Source organism: Streptomyces sp. NPDC058683 (assembly GCF_042716195.1).
Taxonomy (GTDB): domain Bacteria; phylum Actinomycetota; class Actinomycetes; order Streptomycetales; family Streptomycetaceae; genus Streptomyces.
This window is the reverse complement of record NZ_JBHXSK010000026.1, coordinates 68,607-89,361: the sequence shown is the minus strand read 5'-3', so window position 1 is coordinate 89,361 and position 20,755 is coordinate 68,607. Positions and strand designations below refer to the sequence as shown.

Genomic DNA, 20,755 nt, shown 5'->3' with positions numbered 1-20,755 from the left:
GTGGATGAACTCGTGGAACGCGTTGATGCGCAGGATCGTGTGTTGGGGGTGGTCAGTCGGCGGGACGCTGTTCGGGAGGGCTGGCTGCACCGGGTTGGCGTGGTGGTGTGCCGCGACAGGCAAGGTCGCTTTGTCGTTCATCGGCGTGCCGAGAAGCTGTCCCGTTTCCCGGGGCACTACGAACTCGGTGTCGGGGGCGCTGCGGGAGTCGGCGAGTCCTATGAGCAGGCGGCTGCCCGCGAGCTCAGTGAGGAGCTGGGGGCGCGGGCGACAGTGCGCCTTCGGTTCAAGTTCCTCAACCGGGGTGGGCTCAGCCCTCACTGGCTTGGGGTGTGCGATGCCGTGCTTCCGGAGATCGGCGCCCCCGATCCGGGAGAAGTGGCCTGGCACGGGTGGCTGACCGAGTCCGAGCTGCGGCGGATTCTGCAGCAGTGGACCTTCACTCCTGATAGTCAGGAGATTTTCGGTCGGTATCTCGCCTGTCGTGCTGACCCGGCGCTTGGGCAGAAGCGGTGCTCATGAGCTGGGTCAGAGGGACGAAGGCGCTGGTCGTTCCGAGCTCCTTGGGGGTTGGGCCGGCGGGGGTGGGGGGTGACCACGAGGCGTTCGGCAAGGGCGGTGACGGCTTCGCGGTCTCCTTCGAGGGCTTCGCGTTCGTCGTCGGTGAGGTTGAGTTGTTCGAGCATCTGGTCGATGCCGTCCTTGACGGTCAGGAGTTGGCCGCGGTTTGAGGTCTTGGGGACGTAGAAGGGGCGGCGTGGCCAGGCCATCCTGGCTTTGACGTCGTTGAACGGCCCCGGCATGTCGGCTTCGGTTGGCGTCGTGTGATGAAGACCCTGTCTTGCTTGGACGTCTTCAAGCGGCCCCGGAAACTGGCTTGTTCTGGGACCACTTGTGTCTGGGCCCGTTGGGGTTCTGGTCATGGCAATCGATGAGGATGCCCTTCTGGCGGAGCAGATTGCTTACTACCGAGCTCGCGCGCCCGAGTACGACCGGGTCTATGCCGAGCGTGAGGACCTGCGCGAGCTGCTGGCCCTGGCCGACGACTTCCCGGTTGCCGGGGATGTGCTGGAGTTTGCCTGCGGAACAGCGCAGTGGACTGGGGCGTTGGCCGCGCGGGCGCTCTCGGTGACTGCTGTCGATGCGTCACCGGAGGTCTTGGGCATTGCGCGAGCGCGGGTCCCCTCCTCCAACGTCCGGTCCTATGGGGCCGACGTGTTCCAGTGGCGGCCGCCGCGCCGCTACGGCACTGTGTTCTTCGCCTTCTTTCTCTCCCATGTCCCGCCGTCTCGGCTCGGCGACTTCTGGAACACCGTCGCTGCCGCCCTCGCGCCAGGCGGCAAGGCCATCTTCATCGATGAAGGCCCCGCTGCGGTCGCCCGTGAGGAAGTGGCCGCAGACGTGCGCCGGCTCGACGACGGCAGCCAGTACCGCATCGTGAAGGTCCTCCACGACCCGGCAGAACTCGTCTGAGAACTCGCCGCGTTGGGGAGGTTGGCCGACATCCGGCTGCGGGAGGAGTTCATCATCGGCATCGCCGAACCACGCTCCGTGCCCGTCACCTAGCGTGCTCGGCCACCTCGCTTAAGCTGCTGTCGTGGGCGTCTACCCGATCACCGGCCTGCCGCCGCCCGGCATCCGCGGACGCCGGGTACTGTTCGCGCGACGACAGCAGGGTTGTCCGGCTTCGATCACCTGGCTGTCTGAGGCGGCGAGGACCGGCGCTCTGTTCGTGCGGCCATGGAGTGTGGCGCCGGTCCAGCAACGGGGCGGGCGCCGTCGAGACCGCCTCGGCGCCGCCCGCCCTTGGTGACCCGGCATGCCCATCCACGGGACATGCCGCTGTACGTTCCGAGTGTCAGTGGGCCGGTGGAAGCCACCCAGGGAGCGGCGGAGGGGCGTAGGGTCCCTTGGGCATGGAGTGGAGCCAGTAGGCGATCTTGACACGGGTGTCGGAGGTGTCGGGGTGGTCCTCCCCGAGACTGCGCGCCTGATCGGCCGCGACCTGGTGCAGGAGGTTGGTGGCCCGGACGGTGTCGCCCAACTGCCCGATGGAGACGGCATGTCCCACTCGCGCGCTGAGAGTGGCGCGGTGGTCCTGACCTAGTACCCAGGCGAGGTCGTCACCGACCTCGGAGTAGATCTGGGCCGCCGCCGCGTGGTCACCGATCTGGTTGGTGTATGTGGCGAAGTTCAGGCGGCTTTGCAGGGCGTCCAGGTTCTCGCGAGGCAGGACTCGCGCCTCGATCTCCACGAGGTCGCGGTAGAGCCGATGCGCGCGGGATGGATGACCCAACGCGCCCGTCCACTCGGCCAGCCACCGGTGACAGTTCAGAGTGTCGTTGTGCTCGGCCCCCAGGACGTCGGTCATGTCCTCCAGCAGACCTTGCAGAAGGTTGGCGGCTTCCTGGTTCTGTCCATCGTCGTGAAGCGTCAGGGCCAGGTTTCTTCGAGGGATGAAGGTGCTGGTGTCCCGGCGTCCTGTACGGGCTTCCAGTGCCTGGCAGACCGATCGGAACAGCCTGATGGCCGTTGTCCTGTCGCCCGAGTTGGACAGGTGGGAGGCGTGGTAGTGACGAACTTCCACGGATTCGGGCGCGTCCGGACCGCAGACGCGCTCCATGTCGGCAAGGAGTGTGCGGGAGAACTCGGCGGCCGCGGTGAAGTCCCCTGACTGACCAATCGCGTCCATGTGGTTCTTGCGTTCACGCAGCGTCGCCGGGTCGTCGGGCCCGAAAAGACGCTCTGCGACCTCCACCGCCTGGCGGTACAGGTGAGCGGCGGTGGCGGCCTGGCCCTTCGCGAGGGTGTTGCCCGCCAGGGAGTTCAGACAGGCCAGGACGCGAAAGGAGTCTCTGCCGAGCGTGTGGGTGTACCCGTCGATGAGTTCCTCATAGAGAGCGCTCGATTCGTCGATCTGTCCGGCCATGCGCTTGAGGTAGGCGAGACTCTCCCTGGCTCGGAGGGTGTCCTCGTGGTTGGGGGACAGGATGCGTGCACGAATGGAGTGGACGTCGGTCAGGATGGCGAATGCCTCGTCGTCCTGCTTACCGCCGAAGAGGTTGTGGGCCAGAGTGATGCGGCTGCGCAGGGTGCCGGAGTCCTCGGGGCCGAGCACGCGGGTGCAGTCGGCGACCACCTCGCGGGACTGGCTGATGGCGACGGAGGGGTCCGATTGGTCGTCCTGACCCAGCCAGTTCGCCAGTGTCTGCCGCAGGTCCAGGGTTTCCGGGTGGTCGGCGCCCAGACGCAGAGTGCGGCTCGATACGGCTTCGCGGGCCAGCTCGACGGCAGCGTGGGCATCGGCCGCACCGGCTTCCCGGATCTGTTCGGTCAGTTCCTCCACGGAGGTGAGAGAGCTCCCGTCGTCTGCGGGAGTGCCGGCCGCCCCTGTGCGGTTGCGGCTGATTGCGATCATCGCCGCCGTACGTTCGGACGCCTGCTGCGGCAGGGGCAGTCCCGCTGAACTGAACAGTCGGCGCAACTCGGTGTAGACGGCTCCCACGGCCAGCAGATCGGGACCGCCCGGGATGCCGCGTTCGAGGACTTGCAACAGGGCGCCGGTGAAGGAGGTGTAGGTGTCTCCGACGGGTGCCTGCGCCAGGGCCATGGCGGGAACCGATGTCATGACGTAGGTGCCGTCGATGTCCACCTGGCCGATGATGGAGTCATCGGTGGCTGACATGACTCCGGAGATCGCCAGCCCCGAGTGACAGCTGTCAAGGATCAGTACGCGCGAACGCGCCCGTGTTCGGGAGAACGCCTCCCGGACCAGGCGGTAGGGCAGTCCCGTCCACTCGGCGAGTTTGGGATCGGTACCGGCCAGTGCCAGGTACAACTCCCGGTCCTGTCCGGCGATCAGGCCGTGCCCCGCGTGATAGACGAGGAAGACGTCCTTGGCGGCCGCGGCCGCGTTCAGCAGCGGTTGGGCGAGGGCCCCCTGATCCCGTGGATTCTCGATCACCAGGCATCGGTCGGAAGCGAATGAGCCGTGGTCCTGATGAGTCAACGCGGCGTGCAGGGCGTGGACGCCCCGTCCGACCGACGGAAGGTCCTCCAGTTCCTCGGACACGTAGTTGCTGACCCCGATCAGCACCGCACGCGACCCGACGGCATCGGGCAACCGGACCATCTCACTCATGCCACGTCCCCCTCGCGTCCTTCTGCGGTGCCCCTGCTCGTACCTGATCCGGCGGCGTCCGCCTGGTACGCGGGCTGCCCATCGGCGATCGCCGGAGTTCCGGGCGCCTGTTCCACTTGAGGGGGCGAAGCATCGAGGTGCAGGTCCACGACAGCTTTGATGATGGTGTCGGCGTCCCGGACACGGTCACCGTCGATCTCCACCCGGCGGCCGTCCGAGCCGGTCAGCCGGATACGCACCTTGCTTCCCCTGGGCTGCCTACACCACACCACCAGGGCCTGCGCCAGGACGGTGCCGACCCCGCCGGCACCCAACGCGACCGCCAGAACCTCGGTCAGCCCTCCGCCCGCCATCTGCCCCGGCCCGGCCGGCGAGCTCACCGCCTCCACCCGCCCTCGCAGGGGATCTTGCAGGTTCAGCCACTTGAAGAGATCTTCCATGGCCCCGTCGTCGTCCCCGACGACCTCGCCAAGCACACGGGAATCCACGCACGCCCCCCTCGCCCCTGTAACGCGCATCACATGACTTTTCACGATAGCGACACAGCCGCCGATCTAACCCTCTTTGCGACATGTTGATCTGGTTAGGAATCCGGGACATCCGACGCAGCCCCATGCGGCCGGTCACCGCCGAACTGGCAGCTTCAAAGCGCGATCAGTCCAGGGCCGCGGTATCGCCACCTCGACCCCAGGAGAGGGGATCGCCCCCAGCTCCAGGAGCCGCAATGAAGTCGATCCCGTCCTCGCACACCGGCACGACAGGTACGCGGCTCAGCCGCCGTTCGCTGCTGACGGCCACCGCTGTGGCCCCGCTGCCCCTCGGCGTTTCCGAGGCCGCGGCCGCCACCAGAACGACCAGAACCACCAGGGCCGCCAACCGGACCGCGGGCCGCGCCTCGCTGCTGACGGTCGGCGAACTATGGGAATACGAACAGCAGATGGCGGACTTCGGGCTCCGCATCGGCGGCACTCGTTCCCACGAGCGGTGGCTGGACTTCCTGGAAGAGCAGTTCCAGAGGGCAAGGCTCAAGACCTTCCGCGACAGTCAGAGCCTGTCCTCCGACGCCCCTGGATGGGCAGCCACGGCGTGGGACCTCGCGGTGGGACCCGAGGGGGCGCTGCGGCCGGTCGAGGTCTCCTCCTACTACCCGTACTCCGGTGAGACGAGCCCGGCGGGGGCCGAGGCAGAACTGGTCGACGTCGGTTCGGGCACGTCGGCCGAGTTCTCGGCACACGATCTGCGGGGAAGGTGGGATGGTTCTGAAGTCACGGCTGTCGAAGGGGTCCCTTCGCGCCAGGATGCGCCTGTTGGCCGATCGCAGGCCGGCCTCCGTCGACAACTTGACGGCCGTACTGCCCGGTTCCACCGACGACGAGTACCTGTGGCTGCTGACTCACTCCGACGGCTGCAACGGCTGTGAGGAGAACGCAGAGATCGGTCTGGTGTCACTCGCTCGACGCATGGCGTCGCGACCGCGGGCGCAGCGCAACCGTTCTCCGGCGTTTCACCTGACCCTCCACATGACGCCGTACGTTTCCACCAACGGAACGCACTTCGAACAGGCTCGTCCCGAGATCTTCTCGAAGGTCGTCGGCCTGCTCCACGCCGAGCACCTCGGCCAGAGAGAATGGCGAGAGGATCCTGCCGCAGCGGCCTTCGGCCCAACCGGGCTGCCCGAATGCGCCTTGATGTGTCCCGAAACCCACGTCTGATCGAGGCTGTCACGACCGCGGTACGGGACCAGGGGCTCAAGCGTACGGCCGTCACCAGTACCACCTATTCCGTAGGTGCCGCCTACGACGCGATCCTGCCCACGGTCGGATTCATGACCTACCCCCATCAGATGCTCTCGTGGGGTATCCGGAAGAACGGACGCTTCTCCCAGCATCTGAACCGGGTCGACCCGGTTCGCATGTCGGAAGAGATCAAGATGCTTGCACGGGTTCTCGACGCCGTGGACTCCATGCCCACCGCGACGCTCGCCGCCGGCACGCAGCTGGCCGACTCACTGGACTGAACGCCCGCCGCCGCACCCCTCTGTGACAGGGGGTGCGGTGGCGTCTCCGGGCTTCTCCGGATCTGTGGGGCTTCTCCGGTCTCAGGTGCTGAAGACCACCGGCATGCTGGTCCAGCCGTTGCGGATGTGGTTCATGACCGGTGTGGGGTCGCCGGCGAGTGTCACGCCCGAGAAGCGGTCGAGGAGTGCGTCGAGCACGATCGGTGCCTGGGCGCGGACGAGGCGGGCTCCCATGCAGTGATGGATGCCGGCCCCGAACGCCAGGTGCCTGACGCTCTCGCCCCGGGTGACGTCGTACCGGTGGGCGTCGGGGAAGACGGACTCGTCCCGGTTGGCCGCCATGTACATCAGGTACACATGCTGCCCGGCGCGGATCGGGCGGCCGTCGATCTCGACGTCCTCCGTGGCGGTCCGCAGCATCGCACGCGCCGGTGTGACATAGCGCAGGGTCTCCTCGACCGCCGAGGGGATCAGCGAGCGGTCCCGGCGGAGCAGCTCCCACTGGTCGGGGTGGAGGGCCAGCTGGTGGACCAGGCCGGCGAGCAGGGACCGGGTCGTGTCGTTGCCGGCGGCGAGCATGGTCATGGCGAACATGACGACGTTGGCCTCGGAGACGTTCGTCCTGTCGAGTTCGGCGGTCAGCAGGACGGTGAGGAGGTCGCCGTCGCCGGGGTCGCGGCGCTTGGCCTCCAGGCTCTCCACGATGAACCGTTGCAGGCTCTGGAACTCGGCGGCCGCGGCCCGCAGTTCCTCGAACGTCACGTCGCCGGCGAGTTTCTCCAGCTCGTCGCTCCAGAACCGGACGCGGTCGAACTCCGTGTGGGGCAGTCCGATCATCCGGATCGCGGCGTTGATCGGCACCGGGCCGGCGTGGGACACCCAGTCGACCACGGTGTCCGGGGCTATCCCGGCGACCAGTTCACGGATGTCCGGCGTCAGCGCTTCCCGCAGCCGCCGTATCGCCTCCGCCGAGAACGCCGGTGCCATCACGCGGCGCAGCTCCGTGTGGCGCGGCAGGTCCGTCGTACCGACCTGCTCGCCGCCCTTGGGGAAGAAGCTGTCGGTGATCAGCTCGTCCCCGGCCTGCGCCTGGTACTTGACGTCGTTGAGGAAGAGGCCCTTGGAGCTGACGAAGGTCTCCGGCAGGCCGGCGATGGCCCGGATGTCGGCGTGCCGGGTCACCACGAAGGTGTCGAGAGGTTCGTAGTAGTGGAAGGACGCGTCCTCCTGCATCCGGGCGAAGGCCGGCCAGGGATCGTCGACGTAGAAGGCCGGGTCCTCGATCGGGACGGTGAGTGAGTTGTCGGTCATCGTCGCACTCCAACTCCAGTCAGCGGTGTCGCGTGGTCACAACGGGTCCGGGCACCCGGGCCAGGAGCCCAGGAACGTCCTCAGGCGTTCCAGCGACTCAGACCCGGGATCGGCGTTCACAAGGAAGTTCACGAGGAACTCGGGAACGGTGAGGTCGGGGAGCCGGAGCGCGCTCGTGAGCGAGTCCCACTCGCCGCGGTGCAGGCCGTCGTCGGTCTCCCCGCGTACGCCCACCCTGCGTACGACGTAGCCACGGGCGGCGTACTGGTGGGCGTCGATGACCGCGCAGCGCAGCAGTGTGCGGTGGGGCGTGGTGGGGAGGGAGAGCACTCCGTAGCCGGCGTCGGCGAGGACGTCCAGCACCTTCGGTGTGCCGACCAGCTCTGCCGCGACCACGGCGACCCGGCCGCCGCGGCCGTCCGGACCGGCGCCGTGCGCGATCCCAGGCGACGCGCTCATTCTGCCAACCCGCTCTCCAGGTCGCGCCGCAGCGAATCCGGTGTCGCGCCGGGCAGGTCCATTCCGACGCCGATCATGCGCGGTGGCCGCAGTCCGCGGGAGCGGATCTCGGCCTCCAGCTCCTCGATCCACACCCCGCGTCCGGGGACCACCGTCCACCCGTCGGACCGCCCCGGCTCGCCGCGCCAGCCCGGGGCGCTCGTGACCAGGCCGATCCCGCTGGAGGGACTGCCGTCGATTCCGATCACGACCACCTCGGTGTCGGCGGCCGACAGGTCCGCGGCCAGCTCGTCCACGACCGCCCGTGCGAGCTCGCGGCAGTGTTCCCGGTAGGTCGGGGTGTCGTACTGCTCCTTCGACTGCCACCAGCGGTCCGGCCCGGCGAAGGTGAATTCCGGGCAGGGCATCTGCACGATGCGATGGTCTCGCTGCCGGAGCAGGTCGATCACCGGCGAAACCACTCCGGGACAGAGCGCCCCGTCACTGACTTTCGCGTTCTGGTTCAGCAGGCAGTGGGACACCAACGCGATCGGCATGGCCCTTCTCTCCCTGGGTGCGCCTTGTCGGTCGTGGTGCGCGAGGGACGGTGTCCGCCGCTCAACGGCCCGGCGTCGGACGCCGGTTCAGCCGGACCGGGACCTCGATCGGTCCCTGCACTCCGGACGGCGGGCCCCAGCGCACGGGGCCCGTCGACTCCGGGGTACGGAATCGCGCCGCCAAGGCCCCCAGCACGGCCGCCAGTTGGCGCTCGGAGGCCGTGGCGCCTATGCAGTAGTGGAGGCCCGCGCCGAAGCTGAGGTGCGGGCGGGTCGGTTCGCGCGACGGGTGGTAGGCGTCGCCGTCGGGTTCGGCCTCGCGGTTGGCCTGCACCGCGCACAGGAGTACCGGCCGGCCGGGTTCCAGGGTGCGGTCGGCCAGTGTCAACGGCACTTCGGTGAAGCGGATCTGGACCGGCGCCGTCGGCATCCAGCGCAGCAGCTCCCGTACCGCCGACCTGGCGGTGCTCTCGTCGCCGGCCGCCGCCGACCAGGTCCGCGGATGGCCGGCGAGCGTGGCCACCAGCTGGCCGAGCGCGAGGCGGTACGGCTCGAACCCGATGAGGAGCGACATCCTGGAGCGCGTCCAGTCCGTGCGCTCGGCTGCCGTGACGCCCTCCCGGCGGGCCAGCCGGCCGAGGAAGTCCTGCACCTGCTCGACCGCCGACTTCGCCTGTGCGAGCGTCTGCGCCGGTGTCAGCCGGTGAATGAGCGCCAGGTCCCGCACCGGCTGTGCGATCTCGCGATACGTCGCCTTGTCGATGTCGAGCAGCCGTGCCGCCTGAGCGTGCACGACCGAGTCGGCGACGTCCGCCACGAACTCGCACTCGCCGTCGAGTTCGGCGGTGGCGGCGAGTGCCTCCGCGGCGGCGAAGGACGGGTCGAAGGCCGGGCCGCGGAGGAGGGGACGCATGCGCTGCCGCAGCACGTCGTGGTCCTCGGCCCGGGAGAAGATGAGCAGCGAGGCGAACCAGGCCCCGATCGCGTCGTCCGTCACCCCGGCGTACCGGAGCTGCCGCCAGGGGTCGTGCACCAGGGTCGGCTGCCGCAACAGCCGGCCGACCGTCGCGTGATCGCAGACGACGGGACCGTACATGCTGTCCAGGAACCGCCCCTCGGTGCGCGCCAGACGCAGACGGTGGTCGTCGAAACGGAAGGAGGGGGAGTCGACTTCGATGAACGAGCAGGGAGTTTCGTCTCTCTCTGCCACTTGCAATGCCATCTTGTGGCCTCACTCGTGCGGTGCCCGCATACGCGAGCCATTGTGCGCACGGCGTCCGGCCGTCAGCGACGTCCCCGAACAGGCGTCCCTCACCCCCGCGAGAAGGGGCACCGCCGGGCGCTCTCGGCGGGCCCGGGCGGGCTCCGCGCGCACCGTGCCGACGGCCTCCGCAAAGCCGATCGGTTCCGGATCCCCCACGGCGACTCACCGCCGTCTTGCGTTGATCGACCGATCCAACCTGGTCACAAGTCTAGGGACGTGCGATGCCCCGCGCGTAGTGTGAGACAGCATGGGGGAACTGCGTGCGGACTGGAGACTCAGGCTGCGACGCGAGGACGCGCACGGTCCCGTCTGCGGGGCCGGTGTACTCGTCGACCAGCACACGGCGCTGACCTGTGCACACGTGGTGCGCCACCCGGATGCCGTGATGTGGCTGGAGTTCGCCGAGAACAGCGCGCTGGAGCCGGTGGCCGCCCGGGTCATGGCAGGCGGCTGGCTCCCGGAGGGCGAACACGGCGAGGACGTCGCCGTGCTACGGCTGGACAGCCCGCGTCCGCAGGCCCGTCCCGCCCCGCTGGAAGCCGCGCTCAGGGCCGGTACGGAGGTGTACGCGACCGGGTACGCGGAGGGCTTCGACGACGGCATGAGCCTGTGGGGCCGCATCGGCGGCGCCAGCGGCGAGCGGGTGCAGCTCGACGCCGTCACCAAGGCGGAGGTGGTGCGCGCCGGATTCAGCGGCGCCGCCGTGTGCACCCAGCCGAGGGAGGGCCGTCCGGCCCGGGTGGTCGGCCTGGTCGTCAGCTGGCGCGGGGACATGGGAGAGCTGCTGCCCGAGGAGAACCGGCTCGCCTTCTCGTATCTGATCCCGGTCGACCGCATAGCCGAACTCTCGCCCCTCGTGAAGGAGTTGAGCAGTCCGGACGCCTGGGATCACGGCTTCGAGGAGCGGCTGGGCCGGTGGTACGACGATCCGGACGAGGACCCGGTGAAGATCACCGTGGTGTCCCCGGGCAGCGGCAAGGACCGCTCGCTGCGCCACCTGCTGCACCGTGCCGGCCTCGTCCATCGCGGCCGCGACAGCAGACCGCAGCTCGCCGACCACGCCCTGGGCCGGATCTCCTTCCCGGTCGGCGAGTACCTCGCGTACTGGGACTGGCTGCTCGGCACCGCGCGCCGGCCGACGGGCGTGGCCCCCGCACCCGTCCCCGCACCCGTCCGGCCTGTCACGGTGGTGGTCGACGGCCTCGACGAGGAGCCCCGGCCGGGCCCTCTGCTCGAACTGCTCGGCCGGTTACGTACGTTGGGCTTCCGGCTGCTGCTCGTCTTCCGCCACGAGGGCGGCACCGGCTGGAACACGGCCCGCGACGACCTGCTGCGGCCCGCGCTCCTCGACCACGCGGAGGCACTGCTCGGCCGGCTGGAACTGGCCGAGTTCGGCAACTCGATCCGCCGTGACGTCGTCGACAGCGCCTCCCTCGACTCCGTCACCGAGACCGCCGACCTGCGCCGGGCCGAACTCCACCGGATCGCCGCGTTACGGGACCCGCAGGAGCAGCTCACCCGGCTGCGCACACTGCTCAGAACCCTGCGCGCCGACCTGGACCGCCAGGGAGGCCGGTGATGCGGGGCGCCGCCCGGACCGAGCCGCGAGGGAGGGCGACGGGAGGATGACCGGCTGCCCGCACCGGAACTTCGACGGATCCCGCTGCCAGGGATCCGTACTGCCCACCGGCTGGTGCGACCAGTGCGGCCGCGCCGAACAGGGCCCCGCACTGCCCGCCCTGCCCGGGGACCCACGGGACCTCGGCCCCCGCGACCTCCTCGTGCTCCCCGACCGCGCTTCCCGCCCCGCCCAGGCGCGCCTGGTCCGTGCGAAGACGCCGCTGCGCGTCCGCATGGGCTGCTCGGCCGGCGACTGCGGCATCACCTTCGCCCCGCCCTACACCCAGGGCCCGGTGCCCATCACGGGGTACTGCCCGGCGTGCGGCGAGCGGTACTCGTACGAACCGGAGCTCACCGAGGGCGAGTTGCTGCGTGACCAGTACCGGATCATGGGGCCCATCGCGCACGGCGGCCAGGGCTGGGTCTACCTCGCCGAGGACACCCATCTCGGGGACGTCGTCGCCGTCAAGGGCCTGCTCAACCGGTACGAGCACGACGGGGCCCGGCTCGCCGACGTGGAGCGCCGCAACCTGGTCGCCATGCGCCACCCGCGGATCGTCCAGATCCGCGACTTCGTCGCCCGCGGCGACGGCACCGGGGAGATCACCGGCGGCTACATCGTCATGGACGACGTCGGAGACGGCACCCTGGAGAAGGTCGTCGAGGAGACCCGGCGCGGCGAGTCGGTCCTCGACATCGAACACGTGGCGGCGTACGGCTGCCAGATCCTCGAAGCCCTGGTGCATCTGCACGCCGGCGGCGAACGGGTCTTCGTCTATGGGGACATGAAGCCCTCGAACGTCGTGCACCACGGAGACGGCGTCAAGGTCATCGACCTCGGCGGGATGCGCGAGGAGGGCCAGAGCCGGCCGCCCGCCCATGTCACCGGCGACTACATGGCGCCCGAGACCGCGTTCTCCGGTCTGCCCACCGTCGCCCACGACCTGCACACCGTCGGCGTGACCCTGCGGGAACTCGCCCACTGGGCCGTCGACGAGGTGCCCGGCCTCGGCACCGGCTCCTTCTGGCAGGTCGTCGACCGCGCCGTGCGGACCGACCCCGGCCTGCGCTTCGCCGACGCCCGCGAGATGGCCGGCCAACTGCGGGGCGCGCTCAGGGAGATCCGGGCCCTGCGCGGCAAGAGCGACCCGCCCGAGCCCTCCGACTACTTCCGCCCGTCCCCGCAGCTGCTCGGCGCCCGGCTCGGCACGGTGCCGGGCATCGAGCACTGGCTGGAGCGGCCCCGCCGCGACCGGTACGAGCCGCCCGTGGCCCCCGCCCTCGACCTCGGCGCCCCCACCCCCACCGAGATCGCCGGCTGTCTGCCGGTGCCGCGGCGCTATCCGGGCGACCCGCAGACCGCACGGTTCGAGGTGAGCAGCGGTTACGACCCCGGGCTGCTCCTCGACCAGGAGGACGAGAAGCCGGCCTCGGTGGAGATCTGCCTGCACAACGTGCGTGTCCTGCTGGGCCGGAACACCACGGACGACCTGGAGCTGGCCCAGGTGGAGCTCGACACCGCCGACTCCATTCCCGGGCCGTCCGCGGTGCGCCGGTGGCGGCTGGAGTGGCACCGCGCGCTGCTCGCGCTGCGCCACGCCGGTCTGCACGACACCTCCCAGCAGGTCGCCGACGCCCAGGCCCACTTCCTGCGGGTCCACCTCGAACTGCCCGGCGAGTACGCCCCCAAGCTGGCCCTCGCCTACTGCGGGGAGCGGCTCGGCGACCACGGCACCGGGCCCACCGCCAGGGAGCTGTACGAGGCGGTGTTCGCCCGCAACCCCGCGCACGGCGGCGCCGCGCTGGGGCTGGCCCGGCTGGCGCTGCGCGCGGGCGACCGGCGGGCCGCCCTCGACGTGCTCGGCCGGGTGGGGCCCGGCACCCTGGACCACACCGTCGCCCGGATCGCCTCGCTGCGGATCCGCGCGGCGCGGCTGCCCGGTGACGTCGGTCCCTCGCCGAAGACCTTCGATCCGCTGCCGGCGCCCGCCGAGGTCGACGCGGCACTGGCCGAACTGCCCGGGCTGGTGGGCCGCGGACCGGGCGCCGGCGAGCCGAGCCTGTCCGAGGACGAGGCGCTGCGGCTCAGGACCGAGCTGCACGAATGGAAACTGGACGCGCTGCACCACCAGAGCGACCGGGCCGCCGCTCCGGGCGCGGGGGCCGGCCGGCTCGACGCCCGCCGGCTCAGACGCCTGACCCCGCCGGAGCGCGAGCAGCGCAGGCGGATGGAGTCGCTCTACCGGCAACTCGCCGCCCGGCACCGGGAGTCGGCCACCACCCACGAACACCTCGTGGACCTCCTGCACGCGGTACGACCGCAGACCCGAATCTGACCGAACGACACGACGACGACGACTCACGACACGACCGACCCGAAGGGCACCACGGAAGCGCACAGCACGACCGAACGGCACGACCGAATGGCACGGAACGGCACGCACGGCACGCACGGCACGCACGGCACGCACGGCGGAAACGCCCAGCACGACCGAACCGCACGGCACCACCGAACCGAACAGCACCACCGAACCGAACGGCACGACGCAACCCCACGGCACGACGCACCCGCGCAGCACCGGCCACGCGGTGCCCGCGGCGACGAAGGGAAGGAGCGGTGACGTAGGACATGAGCAGCCACACCCGGCCGTCGCAGCCGGGCATCCGGCTCCACGTCGACCTCGACGGCGAGCTGCGCCCGCACCGCAGCGCGAAGATCGAGGCCCATCTGCGGGTCGACGTGGCCGCCGACGGCGCCCCCACCGACCTGCCCGCGGTCGAACTCGCCGTGATCATCGCGGTGGACGTCGCCGAGCCCCACCGCACGGCCGTACGGCACGCCCTGCCGGCCGCGCTGCGCGCCCTGCCCGACCGGATCTCCTTCGCCGTGCTCGGCAGCGGCCCCGAGCCGGTCCGGTGCTATCCGCTCGGCGACGACGAGTGGGCCGTCGCCGACCAGAACCAGCGGCGCCGGGCCGCGTTCGCCACGGGCTCGCTGCCGCTGCACCGGGACGGGCCGCGCCCGGCCGGGTACGCCCCCTGGGCGGCCGGGGCGCGGGCCCTGCTCGCCGGCCGCCCGCTGTCCGTACGGCATCTGGTGCTGATCACCGACGGCAGCAGCGCCGCGGGCGAGACCCGCCTGGAGGAGGAACTGGACGCCTGCGCCGGGCAGTTCACCTGCGACGTGTTCGCGGTGGGCGCCGACTGGACCCCCGATCCGCTGCTGGCCCTCGCCGAACGGCTGCACGGCACCGCCCAGTTCGTGGACGAGGGTCTCGGCCGGGCGGTCACCGACGCCATCGCGCGGCTGCGCCGGGTGCGCACGTCCCAGCTGCCGATCGAGGTGACCCTGCGGCCCTCGGTGCGCCAGGTCTCGCTCAGCGAGAAGGCGCCCCGGCCGCACCGCCTCGTCGGGCTGCCGCAGTCCGGCCGGCCGCGCTGCTGGAGCTTCCCCACCCATCAGTGGGAGCAGGGCAGCCGTGACTATCTGCTCACCCTGGTCGCCAACGCCGACGACGACCCGCTGGAGACCGAGCTGCAGTTCGCCATGGTGTCCGTGAACGACGTCCACGCGCCGGTCGTCGCCCGCTGGCACCTCCGCGGGCAGTCCGCGCCGCCCACCCCGGCGGCGGGCGGCGGCAGCGTGCGCAGCCTGAACGCCACCGCCCGGATGCGCGGCGCGCTGCGCGAGGGGCTCACCGCGCTCCAGGAGTACCGGCCCGACACCGCCCGGGAGTGCCTGGCGCAGGCGGCCCAGCTGGCCGCGCGGTTCGGCACGGACTGGGTGCTGGACGAGATCCGTACGGTCGCCGATGTCGAGGACGCGGCCGCGGGACGGATCCGGCTGCGCGCCGTCGACGCCGGCACGCTCGGCCCGATGATCCTGCGGGCCGGCTCCCATCCGGGCGCGCCCATGGCCGGCGCCGTCGACGCGCCGCCGGGCCCGCGCTGCGGCACCTGCCGCAGCCGCGCCGGGAGCGAGGCCCGCTACTGCATCGTCTGCGGGGAGAAGCTGCGGTGACGACCGTACTTACGGCCTTCCTGCGGCGGTACTCCCCCGCCGCGTTCTGGCGCGGGCGGCTGCGCCACTGGCGGACCCGCCGGCTGCTGGAGACGCATCTGCTGGTGCTGTTCCTGTGTGCCGCCGTGGCCGCGACGGCCCTGTTCTTCTCCTACCGCGAGACCCAGCGCGGCGCCGCGGCCCTCGCCGCACGTGAGGCACCGGCCGTGCAGGGGCTCGCCGCCACCCGGCTGGCGGCGCTGCGGGCCGACCAGGAGGCCCACGCCCTGGTGACGACGCACCTCGTCGACGTGGCGGGCTCGGGCGAGACCTACCGGTCCCAGCTCTCCGCCGCCGACCAGGGCCTGTCCCGGATCGCCGACCGCACGGACCAGGACCTCGGCACGGTCAACGGCCTGCTCGCCACCTACGGCAACTCGCTCAACCTCGGCACGTCCATGTACCGCGACCAGCCGCTGATGCGGGAGCAGAAACTCGACGAGGCGCACTCGCTGCTCACCCGCAGCACGGTCGGGCTCGCGCCCCGGCTCGACGCACTGCAACGGGTCCAGCTGCGGCACGCCGAGGCCACCGCCACCATGGGGCAGTGGCAGCGGGCCGGCTGGTGGCTCGCTGAACTCGCCCTGACCGCGCTGGCGTTGACCCTGCTGTCGGCGCTGTTCGTGCTGCGCGACCGGTGCGGCCGCGACTGGAACCCGTATCTGCTCGCGGCCTTTGTCCTCACCGTGCTGCTCGCGGTGTTCCCGCTGCTGACGACGTCGGCCACCGAGGACCGCCTGGAGGGGGCGCTCGGGGATCTCGGACAGATCACCGAGGTGTCCCGGCACACCGGCCAGGGGCTGGCCGGGGCGCAGCAGAGCGTCGCGCAGAAATCGGAGGAGGTCCGGCAGGAACTCACCGACGGCGGCTGGACCGACCGGATGTACCTGGGCACGGTCGTCGGCGGCCTGCTGGTCGTCGTCCTGCCCGCGCTGGGCCTCGGGCTCCGCCTCGACAGCGACTACTGGAGGCGGCGGTGACGCGGCGGTTCAAGGTGCTGGTCGTGCTCGTGGTCCTGCTGCTGATCGCGGCCGGCGGGCTGGTCGCGGTCTGGGCGCAGCACGACGACCGGGAGCCGGTGACCATCCTGGGGACCTGGACCGGGGAGCAGGCGGAGCAGTTCGAGGCCGTGTTGCGGCAGTTCGGCATTCCCTTCCGCTACCAGGGCACCGCCGCCCAGCGCGAGGTACTGCTCTCCAAGGTGCAGTCGGGAGAGCCCCCGGACATCGTGATCATGCCGGGCATCGGCGAACTCGCCGAGTACGCCGACCAGAACCGCCTCAAACCGCTGAACGGGCTCTACGACCCGCAGCAGTACGGCGCGCCGTGGAACGCGACCGGCACCGCCTCCTCGTCCGTGTACTGGGTCCCGGTCAAGGCGGACCTGAAGAGCATCGTCTGGTACCGCCAGGGCGAGAAGCCCGCCGACTCGCCCGCGCCGCTGCGGAGTTGGTGTATCGGCATGGGGGACGACGGCGCCTCCGGCTGGCCCGGCACCGACTGGATCGAGGACCTCGTGCTGCAACGGGCGGGCCCGGCCGTCTACGAGAAGTGGGCGCTGGGCACCGGCGACACGCAGTGGTGGCGGAGCACCGCGGTGCGTTCCGCCTGGCAGGCCTGGGCCGGTCTGCTCGGGCAGGACCGGACGAGGGCGCGGCACGCCCTGCTCACCGACCACCGCGGCGCCCCGGACAGCGACGGGCTGCTGTTCGACGGCTGGGGCGGATGCGGTCTGGAGCACCAGGGGTCGTTCGCGCGTTCCTTCTACCGGACCGAGGCGCCGCACGCGGACCTGACGGACTCCGCTCCGCTGCTGCCCGGCGGCGGCAGGGTCCGGGCCCACGAGGTCACCGGGGACTTCGCCGCGCTGTTCAGCGACCGGCCCGGGGCCCGTGAGCTGGTCCGGCGGCTGGCTTCCAAGGACGGCCAGCAGGAGTGGGCCGACTCGGCGGACTTCTTCTCGGCGAACCGGCAGGTGACCCCTCAGGACCAACCGGTCAAACACAAGATCGCCGCGCGGCTCCGGGAGGGCCCGCGCTGCCTGGACGCCTCGGACGTCATGGCACCCGCCGTACGGGACGCCTTCTACGAGGCCGTCCTGCAGACCATCGCCAGGGTCGCGGCCGGCCAGGATCCCGCCGTCCCGGGCCTCCTGCGGGACGTCCAGCGGGTGCAGGACGCACAGGGCACCCCCAGCAGAGCCGCGCCGCGGACGGTGTGCAGTCCGCGGTGAACAACCGGCGGGCCGCCTAGCGCAGCGCTCCCCCGATCGCCGTGAGCCAGGCGTCGACCGGCCCGGCGGTCAGCAACCCGCTGCCCGCACCGGCGAGTTGGCCGGCGGCCGGGCGCAGCCGGTCCTGGCAGCGGCGCAGGGCCGGGCGGTCGCCGAGCTCCAGGGCGACGGCCGCCACGACACACCACAGCGCCTCCTGCACCAGGTCGGCGGGAGGCTCGGGCAGCCCGCGCAGCGCTTCGCGGGCCGTCCTCTCGTCGTCCGCGGCGAGGGCGAGCCCCGGGCGGATCCAGGGGAGATACGGCCCCCAGTCGGCGGCCGGGTCCAGGGCCGCGCGGATGCCGTACGGCCGCCCGGCCGACCGGAGACACAGGAGCGCGAGCGGGAGCAGCCCGGCGCGCACTCCGGGCATGCCCGGCCCGTCCAGCAGCCGGTCGACCTCCCGGTAGGCGGCCTCGGCGCGCTCCGGGTGTCCGGTCGCGGCCAGCCGCAGCGCCCGGTAGCCGTCCGTGAACACGCGGACCAGCGGCAGTTCGTGGCGGCCGGCCAGCCGGTCGGCCGCCTCGGCGTGCGCGTCGGCGGTGGCGAGGTCGGCGAGGCCCGCGCGGGCCTGTACCCGGATCAGATGGCCGAGCACCTCGTAGGTGACCAGGCCGTGCCGGGTGGCCAGGGCGATCAGTTCGGTGCCGAGGGCGTCGCGGCGCGGGGCGAGACCGGCCCGGGTGCAGGACTGCATGAAGACACCGTTGAGGGCGAAGGCGAGCAGCGCCGGATCGTCCAGGCGGCGGGCCAGGCGCTCCGCCTCGGCGGCGGCCTCGGCGGCACGGGCCGACCGGATGCCGCGTGACTCCAGGGCGACGGTGGCCAGCAGCCGGCAGCGGGCGGTGTCCTGGTCAGGGGTCGCGGGCAGCCGGGCCAGCGCGCGTTCGGCGGCCTCGACCACGCGCCGGGCGTCCGCCGGGTCGTCGGAGCGGGTCCAGATCGCCGGGACGTCGTAGGCGCCGATGACCCGTGCGGTCAGCTCCGGGTCGCCGGACTCCTCGGCCGCGGTGATCGCCGCGAGGCGGTGTTCGCGGGCGGCGGCCAGTCCGCCGGATCCGGTCACCGCGAGGGTGCGCAGCAGGCCGACGGTCGATTCGAGCCGGGCCCGGGCACCCGCGGCGACGGTACGGTCGTACGCCTCGGCCGCCCGGGACCACACCCGTGCCGCCGCGGCCTCCCGCTCCGCGTCCAGGGCGGGGTCCTGCGCGAGGATGCCGGCCTCCAGCCGCCGCAGCGCCGGGCCGGGGTCGAGCCCCAGCTGGTCGGCGAGGGTCGCGCGGGCCCGGCGCAGCACCGCGAGGGCGTCGCCCTGGCGGCCGGTCCGGTAGAGGGCGAGCGCCAGCAGCCGCCAGCCCTCCTCGCGCCACGGATGCCCGGTGAGGTGGGCGTCCAGATCGGGCACCGCCTCGGCCGCCCGGCCCCCGGCGAGCAGCGCCTCGGCCCGCTGCTCGACCGCCCGCAGCCGCAGCTCGGCCAGCCGGGCCCGCTCGCCCCCGCACCACTCCTCGTCGGCGAACTCGGCGTAGGCCGGCCCCCGCCACAGCTCCAGCGCCTCCCGGAGTCGCCGGGCGGCCTGGGCGGGCTCCTCCTGTACGGCGGTTTCCACGGCCGTCTCGAACCGCCAGGCGTCCACTGCTTCCGCGCGCAGCGCGTAGCCGGGGCCGTCGGTGACGAGCAGCCGGGCCGGGGTGCGGGGCGGGCGGTCGGGTTCGAGGGCACGGCGCAGGTCGTTGACGAAGGTGCGGACGGAGCCGACGGCGGTGGGCGGCGGCTCGTCCCAGAGGTCGGCGACCAGGCGGGCCACCGGCACGACCCTTCTGCGGGCCACGATCAGCCGGGCCAGTACGGCTCGGTGCCGGGGGCCCTTCAGAGCGAGCGGGCCACCGGCACACTCGGCCGTCACGGTTCCGAGCACCCCGAAGTCGACCTGGTCCATCCTCACCCGTCCCACGGTAGATCCCGGCCCACCACAGACCCACCGCACACCCGGTCCCGACCAACGGCAGGCCCCGCCACACGGCAGGCCCCGCCACACGGCAGGCCCCGCCACACGGCAGGCCCCGGCCCACGGCAGGCCCGAAGCTCGGTCCCGACCCACCGCAGAGCTCAACCCACCACAGACCCCGGCCCACCACCCGTGCTGATCGGCTGCTGATTCACGCGCGGGAGGGTCGGCTCATGAACATCCCCGGTTTCACAGCACACCGTGTCCCGGTCGCCGACGGCGTCTCCCTGCACGTGGCCGTCGGCGGCGCCGGCAGCCCGGTCGTCCTGCTGCACGGCTTCCCGCAGACCCATCTGATGTGGCGGCAGGTGGCCGCCGGCCTCGCCTCCGATCACACCGTGATCTGTCCCGACCTGCGCGGCTACGGCGCCAGCGACAAGCCGGCCGACGCGGACGGGCTGTCGTACGCGAAGCGGACCATGGCCGCCGACGTCGTGGCGCTGGCCCGGGCCCTCGGTCACGAGAGTTTCGCGCTGGCCGGGCACGACCGGGGCGCGCTGGTCGCCTTCCGGGCCGGCCTGGACCACCCGGACTCCGTCACGCACCTGGCGCTCCTCGACGTACTGCCCACCCTGGACATGTGGGAGGTCCTGCACGGCACCACCGCCGCCGTCGCCTTCCACCTCTACCTGATGGCCCAGCCCCCGGGCCTGCCCGAGCAGTTGATCGGTGCCGCCCCGGACCTCTTCTTCGGTCACTTCCTCGACCTGTGGACCCGCGACCCCTCGGCGATCCCCGCCGACGTCCGCGCCGCCTATCTCGCGGCCTGCCGGGCGGCAGTGCCCTCGATCGTGGCCGACTACCGGGCCTCGGCCGGTATCGACACCGAGCACGACCTGGCCGACCGGACCTCCGGGAACGCGCTGGGCATGCCGGTGACCGTGCTCCAGCAGGACTGGGGTGCCGCGCTCGGCTACGACGCGGCCGCGCTGTGGCGGGCCTGGGCACCGGACCTGGAGCACCGCACGGTGGACTGCGGGCACTTCATGGCGGAGGAGGCGCCGGACGAGGTCACGTCCGCGCTGCGGAAACTGCTGACCCGGTGATCCGCGTCCCGCACCACCCGG

At 71.8% G+C, this 20,755-nt stretch carries 19 protein-coding genes; 12 read left to right on the top strand and 7 right to left on the bottom strand.

Features of this window, described 5'->3' with window-relative positions; genetic code table 11:
• The 3 genes from ACFWXC_RS27780 (at position 1) to ACFWXC_RS27770 (ending at position 1,473) form a co-directional block, all read left to right on the top strand.
• On the top strand, positions 1 to 522 hold the full coding sequence (locus ACFWXC_RS27780) for an NUDIX domain-containing protein (RefSeq protein WP_384483011.1): 522 nt from the start codon (positions 1 to 3) through the stop codon (positions 520 to 522).
• On the top strand, positions 519 to 731 hold the full coding sequence (locus ACFWXC_RS27775; protein ID WP_384483010.1) for a hypothetical protein: 213 nt from the start codon (positions 519 to 521) through the stop codon (positions 729 to 731). Before ACFWXC_RS27780 ends, ACFWXC_RS27775 begins: the two co-directional genes overlap by 4 nt.
• A 190-nt stretch (positions 732 to 921) precedes the next feature.
• The gene (locus ACFWXC_RS27770) at positions 922 to 1,473 is read left to right on the top strand and encodes a class I SAM-dependent methyltransferase (protein WP_384483009.1); all 552 of its coding nucleotides are present in this window, start codon (positions 922 to 924) and stop codon (positions 1,471 to 1,473) included.
• A gap of 385 nt (positions 1,474 to 1,858) precedes the next feature.
• Here the strand turns inward: ACFWXC_RS27770 and ACFWXC_RS27765 are convergent, their stop codons facing one another.
• Both ACFWXC_RS27765 and ACFWXC_RS27760 read right to left on the bottom strand, forming a co-directional pair.
• Positions 1,859 to 4,141: a tetratricopeptide repeat protein gene (locus ACFWXC_RS27765; RefSeq protein ID WP_384483008.1), complete on the bottom strand. Its 2,283-nt coding sequence runs from the start codon at positions 4,139 to 4,141 to the stop codon at positions 1,859 to 1,861.
• Entirely contained in the window at positions 4,138 to 4,629 is a 492-nt protein-coding gene (locus ACFWXC_RS27760; protein ID WP_384483007.1) for a hypothetical protein, read from the bottom strand. The genes ACFWXC_RS27765 and ACFWXC_RS27760 overlap by 4 nt, the downstream gene beginning before the upstream one ends.
• Before the next feature lie 236 nt (positions 4,630 to 4,865).
• Here ACFWXC_RS27760 and ACFWXC_RS27755 point away from each other — a divergent pair, with 236 nt between their 5' ends.
• The 3 genes from ACFWXC_RS27755 to ACFWXC_RS27745 are packed head-to-tail and all read left to right on the top strand — an operon-like array spanning position 4,866 to position 6,158.
• On the top strand, positions 4,866 to 5,561 hold the full coding sequence (locus tag ACFWXC_RS27755) for a hypothetical protein (protein ID WP_384483006.1): 696 nt from the start codon (positions 4,866 to 4,868) through the stop codon (positions 5,559 to 5,561).
• A gap of 40 nt (positions 5,562 to 5,601) precedes the next feature.
• Positions 5,602 to 5,853: a hypothetical protein gene (locus tag ACFWXC_RS27750; RefSeq protein WP_384483005.1), complete on the top strand. Its 252-nt coding sequence runs from the start codon at positions 5,602 to 5,604 to the stop codon at positions 5,851 to 5,853.
• A complete protein-coding gene (locus tag ACFWXC_RS27745) occupies positions 5,820 to 6,158 on the top strand; it encodes a hypothetical protein (protein WP_384483004.1) in 339 nt (112 codons plus the stop codon). The genes ACFWXC_RS27750 and ACFWXC_RS27745 overlap by 34 nt, the downstream gene beginning before the upstream one ends.
• Positions 6,159 to 6,239: 81 nt before the next feature.
• On the opposite strand, the gene ACFWXC_RS27740 is transcribed toward ACFWXC_RS27745, so the two are convergent.
• The 4 genes from ACFWXC_RS27740 to ACFWXC_RS27725 all read right to left on the bottom strand — a co-directional run bounded on the left by ACFWXC_RS27740 (position 6,240) and on the right by ACFWXC_RS27725 (position 9,674).
• A complete protein-coding gene (locus ACFWXC_RS27740; protein ID WP_384483003.1) occupies positions 6,240 to 7,469 on the bottom strand; it encodes a cytochrome P450 in 1,230 nt (409 codons plus the stop codon).
• Positions 7,470 to 7,505: 36 nt separating this feature from the next.
• Positions 7,506 to 7,928, bottom strand: a complete 423-nt coding sequence (locus ACFWXC_RS27735; protein WP_384483002.1) for a hypothetical protein — start codon at positions 7,926 to 7,928, stop codon at positions 7,506 to 7,508.
• The gene (locus tag ACFWXC_RS27730) at positions 7,925 to 8,464 is read right to left on the bottom strand and encodes a hypothetical protein (protein WP_384483001.1); all 540 of its coding nucleotides are present in this window, start codon (positions 8,462 to 8,464) and stop codon (positions 7,925 to 7,927) included. The genes ACFWXC_RS27735 and ACFWXC_RS27730 overlap by 4 nt, the downstream gene beginning before the upstream one ends.
• A gap of 61 nt (positions 8,465 to 8,525) precedes the next feature.
• Positions 8,526 to 9,674 (bottom strand): cytochrome P450, encoded by a 1,149-nt coding sequence (locus ACFWXC_RS27725; RefSeq protein WP_384483000.1) that lies wholly within the window; start codon positions 9,672 to 9,674, stop codon positions 8,526 to 8,528.
• A 301-nt stretch (positions 9,675 to 9,975) separates the two neighbouring features.
• Between ACFWXC_RS27725 and ACFWXC_RS27720 the strand changes: the two genes are divergently transcribed.
• The 5 genes from ACFWXC_RS27720 to ACFWXC_RS27700 all read left to right on the top strand — a co-directional run bounded on the left by ACFWXC_RS27720 (position 9,976) and on the right by ACFWXC_RS27700 (position 17,641).
• Positions 9,976 to 11,307: a serine protease gene (locus tag ACFWXC_RS27720; RefSeq protein WP_384482999.1), complete on the top strand. Its 1,332-nt coding sequence runs from the start codon at positions 9,976 to 9,978 to the stop codon at positions 11,305 to 11,307.
• A 46-nt stretch (positions 11,308 to 11,353) separates the two neighbouring features.
• The gene (locus ACFWXC_RS27715) at positions 11,354 to 13,684 is read left to right on the top strand and encodes a tetratricopeptide repeat protein (RefSeq protein ID WP_384482998.1); all 2,331 of its coding nucleotides are present in this window, start codon (positions 11,354 to 11,356) and stop codon (positions 13,682 to 13,684) included.
• 293 nt (positions 13,685 to 13,977) lie between these two features.
• Entirely contained in the window at positions 13,978 to 15,369 is a 1,392-nt protein-coding gene (locus tag ACFWXC_RS27710; protein WP_384482997.1) for a vWA domain-containing protein, read from the top strand.
• Positions 15,366 to 16,388 carry a hypothetical protein gene (locus tag ACFWXC_RS27705; protein ID WP_384482996.1) on the top strand — a complete coding sequence of 341 codons (1,023 nt, stop codon included), beginning with the start codon at positions 15,366 to 15,368 and terminating at the stop codon, positions 16,386 to 16,388. Before ACFWXC_RS27710 ends, ACFWXC_RS27705 begins: the two co-directional genes overlap by 4 nt.
• The gene (locus tag ACFWXC_RS27700) at positions 16,385 to 17,641 is read left to right on the top strand and encodes an extracellular solute-binding protein (RefSeq protein WP_384482994.1); all 1,257 of its coding nucleotides are present in this window, start codon (positions 16,385 to 16,387) and stop codon (positions 17,639 to 17,641) included. Before ACFWXC_RS27705 ends, ACFWXC_RS27700 begins: the two co-directional genes overlap by 4 nt.
• A gap of 16 nt (positions 17,642 to 17,657) precedes the next feature.
• On the opposite strand, the gene ACFWXC_RS27695 is transcribed toward ACFWXC_RS27700, so the two are convergent.
• Positions 17,658 to 19,619 carry a BTAD domain-containing putative transcriptional regulator gene (locus ACFWXC_RS27695; RefSeq protein WP_384483054.1) on the bottom strand — a complete coding sequence of 654 codons (1,962 nt, stop codon included), beginning with the start codon at positions 19,617 to 19,619 and terminating at the stop codon, positions 17,658 to 17,660.
• A 242-nt stretch (positions 19,620 to 19,861) separates the two neighbouring features.
• On the opposite strand from ACFWXC_RS27695, the gene ACFWXC_RS27690 reads away from it, so the two are divergent.
• The gene (locus ACFWXC_RS27690; protein WP_384482992.1) at positions 19,862 to 20,734 is read left to right on the top strand and encodes an alpha/beta fold hydrolase; all 873 of its coding nucleotides are present in this window, start codon (positions 19,862 to 19,864) and stop codon (positions 20,732 to 20,734) included.
• The last annotated feature ends 21 nt before the right edge of the window (positions 20,735 to 20,755 follow it).

Coding starts and splice junctions, on each gene's coding strand:
- ACFWXC_RS27775 (WP_384483010.1), top strand. CDS start 519: ATGAGCTGGGTCAGAGGGACGAAGGCGCTGGTCGTTCCGAGCTCCTTG.
- ACFWXC_RS27770 (WP_384483009.1), top strand. CDS start 922: ATGGCAATCGATGAGGATGCCCTTCTGGCGGAGCAGATTGCTTACTAC.
- ACFWXC_RS27765 (WP_384483008.1), bottom strand. CDS start 4,141: ATGAGTGAGATGGTCCGGTTGCCCGATGCCGTCGGGTCGCGTGCGGTG.
- ACFWXC_RS27755 (WP_384483006.1), top strand. CDS start 4,866: ATGAAGTCGATCCCGTCCTCGCACACCGGCACGACAGGTACGCGGCTC.
- ACFWXC_RS27750 (WP_384483005.1), top strand. CDS start 5,602: ATGGCGTCGCGACCGCGGGCGCAGCGCAACCGTTCTCCGGCGTTTCAC.
- ACFWXC_RS27745 (WP_384483004.1), top strand. CDS start 5,820: ATGCGCCTTGATGTGTCCCGAAACCCACGTCTGATCGAGGCTGTCACG.
- ACFWXC_RS27740 (WP_384483003.1), bottom strand. CDS start 7,469: ATGACCGACAACTCACTCACCGTCCCGATCGAGGACCCGGCCTTCTAC.
- ACFWXC_RS27735 (WP_384483002.1), bottom strand. CDS start 7,928: ATGAGCGCGTCGCCTGGGATCGCGCACGGCGCCGGTCCGGACGGCCGC.
- ACFWXC_RS27730 (WP_384483001.1), bottom strand. CDS start 8,464: ATGCCGATCGCGTTGGTGTCCCACTGCCTGCTGAACCAGAACGCGAAA.
- ACFWXC_RS27720 (WP_384482999.1), top strand. CDS start 9,976: ATGGGGGAACTGCGTGCGGACTGGAGACTCAGGCTGCGACGCGAGGAC.
- ACFWXC_RS27715 (WP_384482998.1), top strand. CDS start 11,354: ATGACCGGCTGCCCGCACCGGAACTTCGACGGATCCCGCTGCCAGGGA.
- ACFWXC_RS27710 (WP_384482997.1), top strand. CDS start 13,978: ATGAGCAGCCACACCCGGCCGTCGCAGCCGGGCATCCGGCTCCACGTC.
- ACFWXC_RS27695 (WP_384483054.1), bottom strand. CDS start 19,619: ATGGACCAGGTCGACTTCGGGGTGCTCGGAACCGTGACGGCCGAGTGT.
- ACFWXC_RS27690 (WP_384482992.1), top strand. CDS start 19,862: ATGAACATCCCCGGTTTCACAGCACACCGTGTCCCGGTCGCCGACGGC.